The 13,744-nt window shown below is 71.2% G+C and carries 14 protein-coding genes; 3 read left to right on the top strand and 11 right to left on the bottom strand.

The annotated features are described in order from the left end of the window. Positions 1–157: 157 nt before the first annotated feature. Genes ACZ5PB_RS26645 through ACZ5PB_RS26625 form a run of 5 tightly spaced genes read right to left on the bottom strand, consistent with a single transcriptional unit; the run spans position 158 to position 3,741 of the window. Positions 158–1,375 (bottom strand): FUSC family protein, encoded by a 1,218-nt coding sequence (locus ACZ5PB_RS26645; RefSeq protein WP_468694298.1) that lies wholly within the window; start codon positions 1,373–1,375, stop codon positions 158–160. An 8-nt stretch (positions 1,376–1,383) separates the two neighbouring features. Next, positions 1,384–1,656: a WhiB family transcriptional regulator gene (locus tag ACZ5PB_RS26640; RefSeq protein WP_468694297.1), complete on the bottom strand. Its 273-nt coding sequence runs from the start codon at positions 1,654–1,656 to the stop codon at positions 1,384–1,386. A gap of 39 nt (positions 1,657–1,695) precedes the next feature. Continuing rightward, complete coding sequence (locus tag ACZ5PB_RS26635) at positions 1,696–2,751, bottom strand: iron-containing redox enzyme family protein (protein WP_468694296.1); 1,056 nt, start codon at positions 2,749–2,751, stop codon at positions 1,696–1,698. Next, complete coding sequence (locus ACZ5PB_RS26630) at positions 2,748–3,068, bottom strand: CDGSH iron-sulfur domain-containing protein (RefSeq protein WP_468694295.1); 321 nt, start codon at positions 3,066–3,068, stop codon at positions 2,748–2,750. The genes ACZ5PB_RS26635 and ACZ5PB_RS26630 overlap by 4 nt, the downstream gene beginning before the upstream one ends. Continuing rightward, complete coding sequence (locus tag ACZ5PB_RS26625) at positions 3,052–3,741, bottom strand: HemK2/MTQ2 family protein methyltransferase (RefSeq protein WP_468694294.1); 690 nt, start codon at positions 3,739–3,741, stop codon at positions 3,052–3,054. Before ACZ5PB_RS26625 ends, ACZ5PB_RS26630 begins: the two co-directional genes overlap by 17 nt. A 233-nt stretch (positions 3,742–3,974) precedes the next feature. On the opposite strand from ACZ5PB_RS26625, the gene ACZ5PB_RS26620 reads away from it, so the two are divergent. Then, a complete protein-coding gene (locus ACZ5PB_RS26620; RefSeq protein ID WP_468694293.1) occupies positions 3,975–4,475 on the top strand; it encodes a hemerythrin domain-containing protein in 501 nt (166 codons plus the stop codon). A gap of 119 nt (positions 4,476–4,594) precedes the next feature. Continuing rightward, positions 4,595–4,921 (top strand): plasmid stabilization protein, encoded by a 327-nt coding sequence (locus ACZ5PB_RS26615; RefSeq protein ID WP_468694292.1) that lies wholly within the window; start codon positions 4,595–4,597, stop codon positions 4,919–4,921. A gap of 17 nt (positions 4,922–4,938) precedes the next feature. Here ACZ5PB_RS26615 and ACZ5PB_RS26610 read toward each other — a convergent pair whose 3' ends face one another. After that, positions 4,939–6,150 carry a PP2C family protein-serine/threonine phosphatase gene (locus ACZ5PB_RS26610; protein WP_468694290.1) on the bottom strand — a complete coding sequence of 404 codons (1,212 nt, stop codon included), beginning with the start codon at positions 6,148–6,150 and terminating at the stop codon, positions 4,939–4,941. Between the two features lie 264 nt (positions 6,151–6,414). On the opposite strand from ACZ5PB_RS26610, the gene ACZ5PB_RS26605 reads away from it, so the two are divergent. Continuing rightward, positions 6,415–6,897 carry a DedA family protein gene (locus tag ACZ5PB_RS26605; protein ID WP_468694289.1) on the top strand — a complete coding sequence of 161 codons (483 nt, stop codon included), beginning with the start codon at positions 6,415–6,417 and terminating at the stop codon, positions 6,895–6,897. A gap of 18 nt (positions 6,898–6,915) precedes the next feature. On the opposite strand, the gene ACZ5PB_RS26600 is transcribed toward ACZ5PB_RS26605, so the two are convergent. The 5 genes from ACZ5PB_RS26600 to ACZ5PB_RS26580 all read right to left on the bottom strand — a co-directional run bounded on the left by ACZ5PB_RS26600 (position 6,916) and on the right by ACZ5PB_RS26580 (position 13,604). Beyond that, entirely contained in the window at positions 6,916–8,310 is a 1,395-nt protein-coding gene (locus tag ACZ5PB_RS26600) for an oxygenase MpaB family protein (RefSeq protein ID WP_468694569.1), read from the bottom strand. Positions 8,311–8,414: 104 nt separating this feature from the next. Beyond that, positions 8,415–9,170, bottom strand: a complete 756-nt coding sequence (gene uppS, locus ACZ5PB_RS26595) for a polyprenyl diphosphate synthase (RefSeq protein WP_468694288.1) — start codon at positions 9,168–9,170, stop codon at positions 8,415–8,417. Positions 9,171–9,300: 130 nt separating this feature from the next. After that, complete coding sequence (locus ACZ5PB_RS26590) at positions 9,301–10,737, bottom strand: tetratricopeptide repeat protein (RefSeq protein ID WP_468694286.1); 1,437 nt, start codon at positions 10,735–10,737, stop codon at positions 9,301–9,303. Positions 10,738–10,818: 81 nt separating this feature from the next. Further along, on the bottom strand, positions 10,819–13,008 hold the full coding sequence (locus tag ACZ5PB_RS26585) for an MMPL family transporter (RefSeq protein WP_468694284.1): 2,190 nt from the start codon (positions 13,006–13,008) through the stop codon (positions 10,819–10,821). A 122-nt stretch (positions 13,009–13,130) separates the two neighbouring features. Further along, complete coding sequence (locus ACZ5PB_RS26580; protein ID WP_468694281.1) at positions 13,131–13,604, bottom strand: MarR family winged helix-turn-helix transcriptional regulator; 474 nt, start codon at positions 13,602–13,604, stop codon at positions 13,131–13,133. Positions 13,605–13,744: the final 140 nt, after the last annotated feature.

Raw genomic sequence — 13,744 nt, 5'->3', positions numbered from 1 at the left:
GGTGAATCCCGCCTCGGCCGCGTCCCCGGCATGAGCGCGGGGGCCGCCCTGCGCTGCCATCATCGGGTTGCCGATTTGCACCATAAGATCCGCATAGCCCGTGATCTCTCCCTTGAAACATCGCATCTCCGCGGGCGCCGCCCGCCGGGCGCGGAGCTCAGTCCCCGGCCCCGGCCTGCTCCCGCAGTACGTCGCAGCAGTTCTGGCACTCCTCCAGCAGCCGGGTCGCCTCGACCACCAGGACGCCGTAGGGGTGGGCGGGCTCCGCCAGTGGCAGCCCCCGTGCGACGGCTTCCGCGACCACCTTCCGCCGCTCCCCGCGCGCCCTGTCGACCAGGCGGCACAACTCCGTGGCCTGCTGCGGGAGTTGACCCTCCTCCAGTTCGCCGAGCACCCGGCCGAACTCCACCAGCGCGTCCAGGAAGTCCGCGTAACTCCGCAGGAACGGCCGGTACTCGAACGCCTCGGAGGTTTCCGCCTTCTCCTCCGTCCTCTCCTCCACGTACCACTGGTCGAGGCCGCGGGTCAGCGAGGCGACCTGGTACAGCGTCCGCACGAGGGCTTCCAGCACCACTGTGTAGCCGGGGAAGTCGGCGTGCCCGCGATGTCCGCGCAGTCGTCGCCGGGGGTTGAAGTGGACGCTCTCCTGAGCGACGAGCAGCCCCTCACGCGCGTCGGAGATGAGGCCTTCGGTGCGTGCTGCCCGGCGCCGCCAGCGTGCCGCGCTCTCCCGCTCCGGCGCGCCTTCGCGCAGCTCGGGCGCCATCTCCGAGAGGAGGTCGCAGAACGTGTGGGCGAGGTTGCGGATACTGATCTCGGCACTCCGGTAGCGCAGTGGCGGTACGACCGTGATGTGCACGAGGGTGCCGATCACACAGCCGATCACCACCAGCAGAACGATCTGGCCCAGCTGGGCCAGCCGCTCCCCGCCATCGGCGGCGGCCACGTACGTGGCGAAGGCGAAGAACGCCGCGGTGGGCACCTGTGAACCCTGCGCGCCCAGTACGCGCCACCGCCCGATCGCCAGCGAAACCACCGCGACCAGTACGAACGACAACAGGTCCGGACCCGCGAGGAACCCCAGCACCGCCTGCACCGCCACACCCGCGACCACCGCGCCGACGTACCGCAGGGACTGCACGACGGACTGGTAGACGGTCGTCTGCATGACCAGCACCGCCGAGAACGGTGCGAACGCCGGGGAGTGGGCGTGCAGGAGATCGCGCGCGACCACCCAGCTGAGGGTCGCGGCCAGCACGCTCTTCGCGGCGAGCAGGAAGGAGTGCCGTTCGGGGCCCTGCTGGCGCAGCGCCCGCCGCGCCCACAGGCGTACTCGGTGCAGGCCCCCGTACAGGCCCCGGTACAGGCGTTCCACGGCAGCGCTCAGCCGACGCCCCGGCCCGCGCCCGCCCTGCGCCGCAGTTTCAGCCGTTGCTTCTCCGTGGTGCCGCCCCACACGCCCGTCGCCTCGCGGTTTTCCAGCGCCCAGCTCAGGCACTCGGCGCGCACCGGGCAGCGGCCGCACACTTCCATCGCACGCTGTTGCTGTTCCGCCCCCGGCCCGTGCGTACTGACGGGGAAGAAGAGCTCGGGGTCCTCGTGCGCGCACTCCGCGTCCGCCCACCACCACTGCCGTCGCATGATCTGCACTCCCATCCTTCGGTCTCCCCCGCCGGGTGACCGTGGGGACCGTGTTCAAACCACATGGCCCACATGCTCCACACGGTGCGGAGGCGCCTGCGTCCGCAGCGCGCTCCTCCCCGCCCGCCACGCCTCCAGTACGTGGGCGGCCAGCCGGTCCTCCAGAAGGCCCGTGGCCTCCACCCCGAACACCACGTCCGGGCCCAGCTCCGGCTCGTCCGCCAGCAGCCCTCCGACGACGTCCCGCCGTACGACCTGCTCGTGCACCGCGTCCGCCTCCACGTGCTCGTCGTAGAAGCGCTGCGCCGCAGCACCTGCTCCCAGCCGCCGCATGGCCTGCGCGAGCTGACGCGAGCCGGGCGGCGAGGTGATCTCCACCGTGGCGAAGTGCCCGACCAGGGCCCCGCGCAGCGCCCGGTGCAGGCCCAGCAGGGACATCAGGTTGACCGTCGCGAGCGCGGGTGCCGGTACGGCGTCCAGGTAGTGGCCGTACGCCGTCTCCAGGCCGAGGTCCGCCATCAGATCGGCGAAGAGCCCGGCGTGCACGTCCTCCGGGCGGCCCGCGCCGAACTCGTCGTACTCGACCGCCGCCATCGCTGCCTTCGCCCGGCCGTACAGCCGGGGCAGCACCCAGGCGTGCGGATCGGCCTCCTTCAGGTGGTACGTGGAGCGCAGGGTGGCGTACTCCCGCATCTGCTCCCAGGTCCCCTCGGTCCGCAGGAACCGGCTCACGCTCGTCGGGTCCGCCCCGGCCGGCTCGACCGTGAGGTCCGCCAGGGCCGCGTCTACGTCCGTCCCGCCGGGCACCGCTGAGCGCAGCGCGGCCAGGAAGAGGTTCTCCCACCGGCGGCGCAGGGCGAGCAGCTCCGGGTCCCACTCCCGGTCGTCCGGGACTCCGGCGAAGCCCTGGTAGTGCAGCTCGTAGAGGACGTACAGGCCCAGTTGCAGATCTTCGCCGTACGGGTCCGCCTCCGCGCCGGAATCGGGCCCGTGGGGAAGGGCGGCGGCGCCGTCACCGGTGCGCAGCACCTCGATCAGCCGCCCGCTGAGCGGGCCGCGTGCGTGGGGCAGGGCGGGGCGGGTGGCTCGGGGCTCCGGACGTCCGCTCATGACCGCTCCTCCGATGACCAATCCTCCGATGACCGCTCCTCCGATGACCGCTCCTCGGGGCTGCTCCGCCGGTGGCTGGTGTCGCACCAGGGATAGGCCCGGCTGAGCCCGCACATGCACAGCGCCACGAGGAAGCGGTCCGAGACGGAGACCTTTCCGTGTTCGTCCACCACCTCCACCGGCCCCTCCACGAGCACCGGACCCACCGGTCCCGCCCGGTCGACGCGGACCCGGGTACGGCGCGGCGCACCCTTCCCCGCCGTGGGCGTTGTCGGCGTGGTCGGCGTGGTCGTCGGCTCCTCAGACGCGTTCGGCACGGATCACCACCAGCTCTTCCTTCTCCTCGTCGGGACCGAGCAGCCCCTGTGCGCGCAGCCACCCCAGCCGGGCGCGCAGCACCGGACCGAACGGGACGAGCTCCCGCTCCACCACCTCGGGGCGCAGCCCGTGCGCGGCCAGGGCGTCGAGCGTGGCCCCGGTGCCGCTGAGCGAGGAGTGGACCATCAGCAGCGCGCCGCCCGGCCGGAGCAGCCGCGGCGCGGCCGCGCACAGCCGGTCGATGACCGCCCGCCCGCCGTGCCCGGCGTCCCAGGCACGGGCCCGGCCCCGCAGCGGCGGCGCGGCGTGCGGGCTGGGCACGTAGGGCGGGTTGCCGATCAACAGGTCGTAGCGGAGCTCCGGCGGGAGCGGCGGGATCCTCCGGAGGTCTCCGTGGCTCACCGAGATGCGGTGGCCCTGCCGCCAGGCGTTGTAGCGCGCGGCGAGGACGGCCCGCCACGCGATGTCGACGGCGCTGACCCGCGCGCCCAGCCGGGCGGCCTCGATGGCGACCGCCCCGCTTCCCGTTCCCACGTCGAGCACCGTGGTGTCCCGGCCGAGGGCTTCCCGGCGCAGGGCCGTGATCAGCAGCCGGGTGTCGTCCTGCGGTGCGTACACCCCCGGCGGCACCCACAGCCCCGAGGTGCCACGGCCGCCCGGCCTCCTCAGCATGAACACGCCTTTCGACTCGTCCCCTCCCCACCTTGCGGTCCTGCCCCACCGCTCCACGTTCCTCCTCCTGGCTCACGACCACCACTCGGGGCACGTGTGCCCCGAGACCGTGCCGACATGAACGCGAGCAGGGAGCAGGAACGCGAGCAGACAGCCCAACGCGATGCAGCAGAACCCCTCGACCTGGGTACCCGGACAAGGACGTACCCGACGAACGCATGTGGAGGACGACCGTGACGGAGCAGTCGCAGGACGTGGTGGAGCTGATCCTGGACGATCACCGGCGCATGGAGGAGCTGTTCCGGCGCATGCGCAGCGTGGAGGACGACCGGGCCGGAGCGCTGCGGGAGTTCTCCGCGCTGCTGATCGCGCACGGGGAGGCCGAGGAGGAAGAGGTCTATCCCGCCCTCAAGCGCTACAAGCACATCGACGACGACGAGGTCGAACACGGTGTCGAGGAGCACACGGAGGGGAACGAGGCCCTGCTCGCGCTGCTTGAGGTCGAGGACGTCGGCTCGGACGACTGGGACGAGAAGCTGGAGAAGCTCGTCGAAGCCGTCGCGCACCACACCGACGAGGAGGAACGCACCATCCTCAACGGCGCCCGCGAGAACGTCGCCGACGCCCGCCGCGCCGAACTCGGCACGGCCTTCCGGGAAGCTCGCGGCAGGCACCTCAAGGCCGACTGCGGCACCGTCGAACACGTACGCAAGATCGTCCAGGGCAAGGAGTGAGCGCTGCCCGGACGATCTGCGTGTTCCACGGAGGCGTGCGAGTCTGATCGGGCCTCCGGGGGGAACCGAACTGCTGAATTCGACCTACGAAACCGATGAAACCGACGAAGGAGAGTGCCATGCCGCGCGGTTCGAACGCGAAGCGTGAGCGTCAGTACGAGCACATCAAGGAGAGCGCGGAGAAGCGCGGTGTCTCCAAGGACCGCGCGGAGGAGATCGCGGCCCGCACCGTGAACAAGGAACGCGCCCGTTCCGGTGAGTCCAAGACCGCGAGCAAGACCTCCACCAAGGACCGGAAGTCCGCGTCCCAGCGAGGCGGGGAACGATCCCACAGCGGCGCCCAGGGGCCCACGAAGGACCAGCTGTACGCGGAGGCCAAGAAGCGCGGCATCGACGGCCGTTCCTCGATGAACAAGGCGGAACTGGCCAAGGCACTCGGCCGATGAGCCGTCCCCCTTGAGCCCTACGCGCCGCGGACCGCCTCCACCGCCTCCGCCGCGGGAACGGTGGCGGTGCGGGGGCCGTGCCAGTCCAGGCACAGGACGGTGGCGTCGTCCTGTACGTCGTCGTGGCAGGCGTCGCGGACCGCGGTGACCATCGTCCGCACGACCTCGCGGGGGTGTTCCGTGGCGGTGTCGCGCAGCAGTCCGCGCAGGTCGACGCCTGATGCCCTTCGTTCCTGCATGCCGTCGGTGAAGAGCACGAGGCGGTCACCGGGGATCAGGTCGAGGTCCTGCACCTGGTAGCGGGCCTGCGCGGGGACGCCGAAGGGAAGGTTGACCTTGAGCTTGATCTCCTCGGCCGTCGTGTCGCGCAGCCGCAGGGGCCAGGGGTGTCCGGCGTTGACGAGCTGGGCGCTGCTTCCGTCCAGGGCGATGCGCAGGAGCTGGCCGGTGGCGAACGTGGTGCGGCCGTGGTCGAGGAGGGCCTGGTGGGTCCGGCGGGCCTGTTCGGCCAGATCCGCTCCGGCGCGGCGGGCGCCGCGGGAGGCGTTGACCAGGAGGGTGGCCATGAGCGAGGCGTCGACGTCGTGGCCCATGGCGTCGGTGATGGACAGGTGCAGGGTGTCCTCGTCGAGGCTGTAGTCGTAGGTGTCACCGGCGATGTCGGAGGCCGGGACCAGCGCACCGGCGAGAGTGAACTCGGCGGACTCGCAGGAGGGCGCCGACGGCAGGAGCTGGCGCTGGATCTCCGCGGCCAGGGTGACCGAGGCGGTCCGGTTGCCCCAGTGGTAGAGGTCGGTGAAGCGGCGGTCGGTGACGATGATGTACGCGAGCGCGTGTGCGACCTCCTCGACCTGGTCCAGCACGTCCTGGGTCACGTGGTCCAGGCGCACCTCCAGCACTCCGATCGCGTCGCCGCGGTTGGAGACCGGCGCGAACACCCTTTGCTCACGGCGGCCGTTGTCCACCGCCACCACCTTCTGGGTGCGCAGGACGTCGTTGTAGACGCTGCCGTCCAGAGGGACTTGCTCCGCGCCGCGTTCCTGGGGTGCCGTCCCCTTCTCCTTGACCCGCAGCAGGCGCCGCCCGACCACGTCGACGAACAGGAACGACACATAGCGCGCGTCGAAACGCTCGCGCAGACTGTGCGCCACGACATCAAGCGAACGCACCGGTGCCGCGGCCTCCGCCGCGGCCAGCACCTCGGCCAGTCCGATCCGATCACGCTCCACAACAACCTCCCTGAGTTCAAGGTTGTTCTGCTTACCCCCTGTTGCCCAAGCCATCACTCCTGTGACACATGCCGAACACCACACCTGCTTCTCGTGTCCGGGGTCGACGTACTGGTCAGGTCTGGCAAACGGGGCACACGCGTTCGCTTAGCCTGGGTGTGTCAGCCGACAGTGGCGACAGAACCGCAGGGGTAGATCAGGTGCGGCATGAACAGCGGGCTCGTAGGCGCCGCGGCAGGGATTCGGCCCTGAGGGCGACTCGTCATGGGTGACGTCATATGGACCGCGCTCGGGTTGTACGTGATCGTGCTGCTGCGCGCCGGGGGGACGTTCGCGGTGGGGCGGCTCGCCGCCGCCGGGGCCAGGCGCAGCAGGTTCGCCGAGCGGATCTCCGCACCCAAGTTCCAGCGTGTCGAACGGGCGATCCAGCGGTGGGGCGCCCCGGTGGTGGCCGTCTCCTTCCTGACCGTCGGTTTCCAGACCGCCGCCAATTTCCTGGCGGGCAGCATGTGCATGCCCCTGCCGCGCTACCTGCCGGCGCTGTTCCTGGGGGGAGCCGCCTGGGCGCTGGTCTACGCGACCGTGGGGGTCGGCGCCCTGAAGGTGCTGGCAGCGCTGTTCGCCGACAACGCGGTGCTCACCGTGGGCGCGACGGCCGCCGTCCTCCTCGCGGTGTGCGGGGTCGTACTGCACCGGCGCAGAACCACCGCGAGGAAGGATCAGGGGGCCGACGCCGAAGAGGCGTGACCGGCGATAACCCCCTGTTCACGCTCCGGCGAGCAGCGGGTCGAACGGGGTGGTGCGCTGCCGGCCCGACATGAAGGTCAGGAACTCCCTCACGAAGGCGCTACGGGTGTACGTCGTGCCCTCGTTGCCGACACCGGCGACGTCGCGGTGGAACGCGGTGCGGAACAGGACGCGGTACTCGTCCGCGTCGATCTGCTGGTCGCCGTTCCTGTCGGTGACGTCGAAGAGGGTTTCGGCGACCCTGATGAGCGCGGGTCCGGCGAGGGAGGGCGCGGCGGACGCGTACTCCTGGGCGCTGATACTGCCGTCGCCGTCGGTGTCGAGGGCGCTCTGCAATTCGCGCCACCACTGCGCGTAGGCGTCGTAGAGCCTGGTCTCCTCGGGTTCGTCCAGGTCGAGGCGGCCGGCGAGTTCCCGGGCCATGGCGGCCAGGTCCGGCCAGTCCAGGGAGCCGTTCCCGGTCTGGTCCAGTACCTCACGGAAGAAGTCCTCCGCGTTCTGCCGGTTCGCCGAGGCGGCGGGGGAGGACGCCGAGGCGGCGGCCGACGTGGTCGTACGAGGGGTGTCGGGCAGCGGGGTGATGAGCCTCAGCAGGGCTCCGGCTCGCTTCATCCTGGCGTGCAGGGCCGCGGCGGTGCGGGCGCGCGGATCGTCGCTGTCGGGGTCGGGGGACAAGGACAGGAGGTCGATGAGGGGTTCCGGCTGGATCCATCCCGCGGGGAGGAACCGGGTCAGACCGATGGTCAGGTAGGCGCCCTGCATGAGGGTCTGGGCGCCCGGCATCTCGGGCAGACCCGCACGGCGGCGGAAGGACTCGGGGAGGGACGCCACCGCGATCGCCCCCACGACCGGCCCGGCGACGGCACGGCCGGTCGCCCACAGGGCGGGGAACCCGCTCAGGAGCGGCGGGGCGGGGAGGTGGTCGAAGAGCCTGTACAGGATGACGCGCATCGCCTCCGTGTTCTCCAGCTCCTCCTCCACCACCCGGTCGTAGTACCGCCAGAACTCCGGGAGCGTGTCGGGCAGTTGGCCCGGCTCGTCGCCCATGAGGCCGAGCACGCCGCGGAAGCCGTCGTACAGCTCCTCCATGAACGCCTGGTCAAGGGGCTGTCCGCTCAGTCGGCACATGGTGACCGAGCTCTCGTACAGCGTCGCCACCACCCAGGCCCGTGCACCGGGATCCATCGCGTCGTAGGGGCGGTCGCGGGAGTCGGTTCCCCTCATCCGCCCGTGCATGCGGTTCAGCCGGTCCGCTTCCCGCTCGCGCGCCTGCTCGTCGGCGCCGATCATGCGCCGCATGCTCACGAAGGTGTTGCGCAGGCGTCGCCAAGGGTGGGCGACGAACGTGGAGTTGTCGATGAGCGCGGCCCCGATCTTCGGGTGCGCGGCTTCCAGCACCGTCGCCCGGACCATGGCGAGCGCCCAGCGGGGGTCGTCGAAGAACGCGCGGAAGCGTTCGTCCGCGTGAGTCGCGTTCGGGTGGGTGGTGTCCTGGTGGGTGGCGTCCGAGGTGGTGGTCACGGTCGGGTTGCTCCGTTCTCGTCCGGCAGCACGCCGCCGAAGCGGCGCTTGCGGTGCCGGTATTCGTGCAGACACTCAAGGAAGTGGGAGGCGCGGAAGTCGGGCCACAGGACGGGCGGGAAGACCCATTCCGCGTAAGCGACCTGCCAGAGCATGAAGTTGGAGATCCGCTGCTCCCCCGAGGTACGGATCACCAGGTCCACATCGGGCGTGTCCGGGTACGGCAGGTGACCGGCGAAGGTCTGCTCGGTGACGGCACCGGGGGGTGTTCCGCTGCGGAGCAGCGAGCGCGCGGCCTCCACGATGTCCCGGCGGCCGCCGTGGTCGAAGGCGATGGTCAGCGTCATGCCCCGGTTCTCGCCCGTCAGCGTCATCAGGTCGGCGAAGTCCTGGGCCAGGGACGGCGGGATACGCGGGTCGCTCACGCCCAGGAAGCGGCAGCGGATGCCCCGGGCGTGCAGGAACAGGGCGTGCTTGCGCACCACCCGGCGCACCAGGTGCATCAGGAAGTCGATCTCGTCGCTCGGCCGGCCCCAGTTCTCGGTGGAGAACGCGTACAGGCTCAGCCACCCCACTCCGGCCCCGCGCGCGGCCTCGATCACGTCGATCACGGTCGCCTCCGCCGCACTGTGCCCGGAGGTGCGCGGCAGCGAACGCAGTTGCGCCCAGCGGCCGTTGCCGTCCATGACGCATGCGACGTGACGAGGAGGAGCGTCGGGAAGCGGAGAGGGCTCGTCGACTGTCTGCTGCATGCTGGTGGCTTCCCTGGAGTGGTGCGCTGATCCGATCAACGTGAGCAGTGTGTCACCGGTTCGACACGAGGAGTGCCCGAAGTGCCGCACATTCGCTCTTGGTACGTGCGAGCGAACTCCCGCCGCCGGGTCAGGTGTTGCTGCCCCGCCCGGCACCGGGGCGGGCGCGGTGGCGGGCCGTCGCGGCCTCCGCGTGGCGGCCCAGTTGATCGGCCAGGCGCGCCTGGGCCAGCCAGTTGTACGGGCACGAGGGACGCAGCGAGATGCGTTCGCTGAGCAGGGTGCGTGCCAGGTCGGTGCGGCGGGAGCGGAGCGCCGCCTCAAGGAGCGTCTTGTGCACGGCGTCCCGCTGGGCGTGACTGCCGCCGAACTCGGCGAGCCGGTGCCGGACCGGGAGCAGGTGGTCGACCACGGCCTCGTAGCGGCCGGTCCCGAAGGCGATGAGCGCCTCGCACACCGGCAGGCCCACGTCGGCGGTCATGGCGACGTTCGACGGTGTTGTCCCGGCGGGTTCGCGGGTGGCTTCGAGCCATCGGCGGCGGTCGGCGACCAGCCGTTCGGCCTCGGCCACGCGGCCGGAACCCACGTACGCCATCACGATGTGCGCGTCGTTGAACGCGTAGTGCGGGCCGTCCGCGCGCCTGGCCCATGCCTCCGCGAGGCGGTTCCAGCGCGCCGGCTGGTCCTCGCCCGCGAGGAGCAGCCGCCACAGGAGGGCGGAGGCGTCCAGGAGTTGCATGGCGAGGGCTTCGGGCTGGGGTTCGGCTTCGGAGTCGGGCCCGAGTTCGCGTTCCGGCATGTGCGGGTGGATCGTGGTGTCGTAGATGTCCAGGACGCGTTCGGTGTCCTGGGACTCCATGGCGAACAGTGCGTAGTGCCACCAGTTGTGCACGTTCAGGAAGTTGCCGGTCGACCAGTCGGCCACGCGTGCGTCGAGGAAGCGGATGCCGTCCATGAAGCGGCCCCGCATCTCGAAGGTGTGCGCCACACCGTGTACGCCCCAGACGTCACGGGGGTTACGGGCCAGGGCCTCCCTGCCCGCTTCCTCCGCCTGCTCGTAGTGGCCCGATTCCTCCAGCCCGAAGGCATACATCCCCTTCAGCGGGCCGTAGTGCGGGTCCGCCTCGTCCCAGGCGCCCAGCGCTCCGCCGATCCGGTCGCGCAGCCGTCCCGCGTTCCCCGTGAGGAAGTCGAGCTGGTGGCCCGCGGCCAGGGCCAGCGCGTCCCGGGGCCAGCCGATCGACAGTTCGTCGAGCAGCCGGGCCGCGCCGTGGAGGTCGCCTTCGAGGCAGGCCCCGGCTGCGGCCAGGTGCAGCCGTTCCCTGGGCGTGGCCCGGGACGCGTCGAGTGCGGTACGGAAGCGGGTGAAGGGGGCGCGGGCCGCGGCGGCGTCCGTCTCTTCCGTACCGAGGACGGAGAGGTAGGCGTGGAGTGCGTGTCCCATCGGGGAGCCGGGGGCCGCGCGCAGGACGTCCGCCGCGCGGTCGGCGACGTCCGGGCGGAAGAACAGGAGGGAGTCCAGGGCCTGTTCGTAGTGCTCGGCGGCGTCACGGCCCGTGTCGCTCATGGTGAGTCGGTGCCGGTCCACTGTCATCGTGGGCTCCAAGGGGCTCTGGAGGTGCGGGCCGCACCGGGGCGGCGCGGTGGCTCAAGCCTTCCCGGCACCGCCCCGTTCCACGACTCCACTGCTGAGCCGTCCCGGCCACCAGGCCGTCCGCCCGATGTCGCGTACCAGCGCCGGAACCAGGAGCGAGCGTACGACCAGCGTGTCCAGCAGTACGCCGAAGGCCACGATGAACGCGATCTGGACCAGGAACGCCAGCGGAATCACCCCGAGGGCCGCGAACGTCGCCGCCAGCACCACCCCCGCCGAGGTGATGACCCCGCCGGTCGCGGTCAGGCCGCGCAGGACGCCCTCGCGGACACCGTGGGCGAGGGACTCCTCCCGCACCCGGGACATCAGGAAGATGTTGTAGTCCACGCCGAGGGCGACCAGGAACACGAACCCGTACAGCGGAACCGACGAGTCCGTGCCGCTCATCCCGAAGACGTACCGGAACACCAGGGCCGAAACACCCAGCGTGGCAAGGAAGTTGAGCGCGACCGTCGCCACCAGCAGCACCGGCATCAGCAGCGAGCGCAGCAGCAGGGCCAGGATGACCAGGATGATCGCGAGGACGACCGGCACGATGAGGGTCCGGTCGTGCGCCGCGGTCAGCTGGGTGTCCAGCTGCTGCGCCGTGTACCCGCCCACGAGGGTGTCCTTCGCTTCCGGCAGTGCGTGCACCCGGTTCCGCAGCTCGGCCACGGCCTCCTTCGCGGCGTCGCTGTCGGCCGCGTCCTTGAGGGTCGCGTTGATGCGCACCCGGCCGTCGACCACCAGCGGCGGCCCGGCTCCGGGCCGTCCGGCGGCGGTCACCGCCGCCGCGCCCGCGACGCCGGGCGTCCGCCGGGCCGTGCTCACCACCGAGTCGGCGGCCGACGCGTCGGTGACGACCACCACCGGGTTGCCGGAGCCGCCGGGGAAGTGGGCGCCCAGGGTGCGCTGGGCGGCGACGGACGGGGCGTCGTTGACGAAGATCTCGTCGAGCGGCACACCTCGGGAGGTGAGCATCGGGGCGAACGCGGCGCAGGCGAGCAGGGCGGCGAGCGAGAGTGCCCAGACGCGGCGCGGGGCCCGGTCCACGAGGGAGGCGACCCGCTGCCACAGCCGCGCGCTGCCGCCTGCGGGGGCCTTGGGGCCCGTGGAATCCGCAGGGCCGGTGCGATCCGTGGGATCCGTACGCGGGGAAGCGTCCTTGGTCCGCGCGGGTCCGGGCTTGGCAGGCCAGTACGCGGCCCGGCCCAGCAGCGCCAGCGCGGCGGGCAGGAAGGTCAGCGCGCTCAGCACCGCGCAGACGATGCCGATCGCTCCGACCGGCCCCAGCGCCCGGTTGTTGGTGAGGTCGCTGAGCAGCAGCGCGAGCAGGCCCAGCGCCACGGTCGCCGCGCTCGCGGTGACGGGCCCCGCCGACTGCCGCAAGGCAGCCCGTACCGCCGTGAAACGGTCCTTCCCGTCCGCGAGTTCTTCGCGGAAGCGGGCGGTCAGCAGCAGTGCGTAGTCGGTCGCGGCCCCGATCACCAGAATCGACAGGATGCCCTGCACCTGCCCGTCCACCCGGACCACACCGCGATCCGCCAGTACGTACACCACCGCGCACGCCAGCCCCAGCGCGAACACCGCGCCGATGATGATGAGGAACGGCAGCAGCACGCTGCGGTACACCAGCAGGAGGATCAGCAGTACGGCGGCCAGCGCCACCCCGAGCAGCAGCCCGTCGATGCCCGAGAAGGCACCCTTGAGATCCGCCTGACTGGCCGCGGGTCCGGCCAACTGGACTTCTGCGCCCGGTACTTGACCGGCCGCCCGCTCGATGAGAGCGAGCGTGGGCGCGAGGCGGTCGCCGAGGTCGGGGCGCAGTTGTACGACGCCCTGGAGCGCGCGCCCGTCGTCGGAGGGCAGGGCGGGGGAGGTCCGGCCGACCAGACCGGGAGAGCCGTTGAGGGAGTCGAGCGCGCGGTCGGCGGCAGCCTGCCGCTCCTTGCCGATCCTGCCTCCCGTGTCCCCGGGCAGGGTCCATACGACGATGGCGGGCAACGTCTCGCCCTGCCGGAACGCCTGCTGCGCCTCGATCACCCGGGTCGACTCGGCGCTCTGCGGCAGGAACGCCGCCTGGTCGTTGGTGGCGACCTCGCCGAGCTTTCCCGCGTACGGGCCGAGGATTCCGCCGATGCCCAGCCAGGCGATCAGCAGGACCAGCGGAACCAGCTTGCGGGCGTAACGTGTGGCGGTGGTCATCGTGCTCCTGGTGGCGAGTGCGACTAGGGCTTGGCTCGAACTCGAAGTTGTTGTTGCTGCCCTTGTCTCCGCGTGTCTCCAGATATCTCCAGCAGAAACAATCTCAATGATTGAAATATATCTCAGGAGCGCGGCGCGCGCAGTTCGCCGAGCTCGGTGTTGAGGTCGGTCAAGAAGCGCAGGACGAGAGCGAGTTCCTCACCGTCGAAGCGGCTTCTGGTGTTCTCGGTGGCTTCGGCGAGCGGCATGAAGTGGCTGCGGGCAGCCGCCCGCGCCCTCGGCTCGTAGTACAGGTGCACCACCCGGCGGTCCGAGCTCTCCCGGGCGCGGCGGATGTGCCCCGCCTTCTCCAGCCGGTCCAGGCAGGCGGTCACGGCACCCGAGGTCAGCCCCAGGTGCTCGCGGAGCCGGCCGGGGGTGAGGGGGGTGCCGGAGTCCAGGATCGCGGCCAGCGCCTGGACGTCCGTGGCGTGCAGGCCCTGCCGGGCGGCGAAGGTGTGGACGAGACGGTTGATCTCCCCGTTCATCCGGCGAAGTTGCACGGCGAACTCCTGAAGCTCACCGACTGAGGGGTCTCGTTCATCTGTACTGGCCACGAGTTCAGCCTATAGAGGCGCGGAGGGAGCGGCGGGTCGAGGATTCCGGGGCCCGTGACAGGAACCGACGTGACACGTTGGCACTCATGCTCCATGAGGGGACCGGAAACGCACGCAATGATCGTTCTTTCCCCACACCT

It is taken from the genome of Streptomyces sp. NPDC032721, from assembly GCF_055579625.1.
This window is presented reverse-complemented; position numbering and strand designations above follow the sequence as displayed.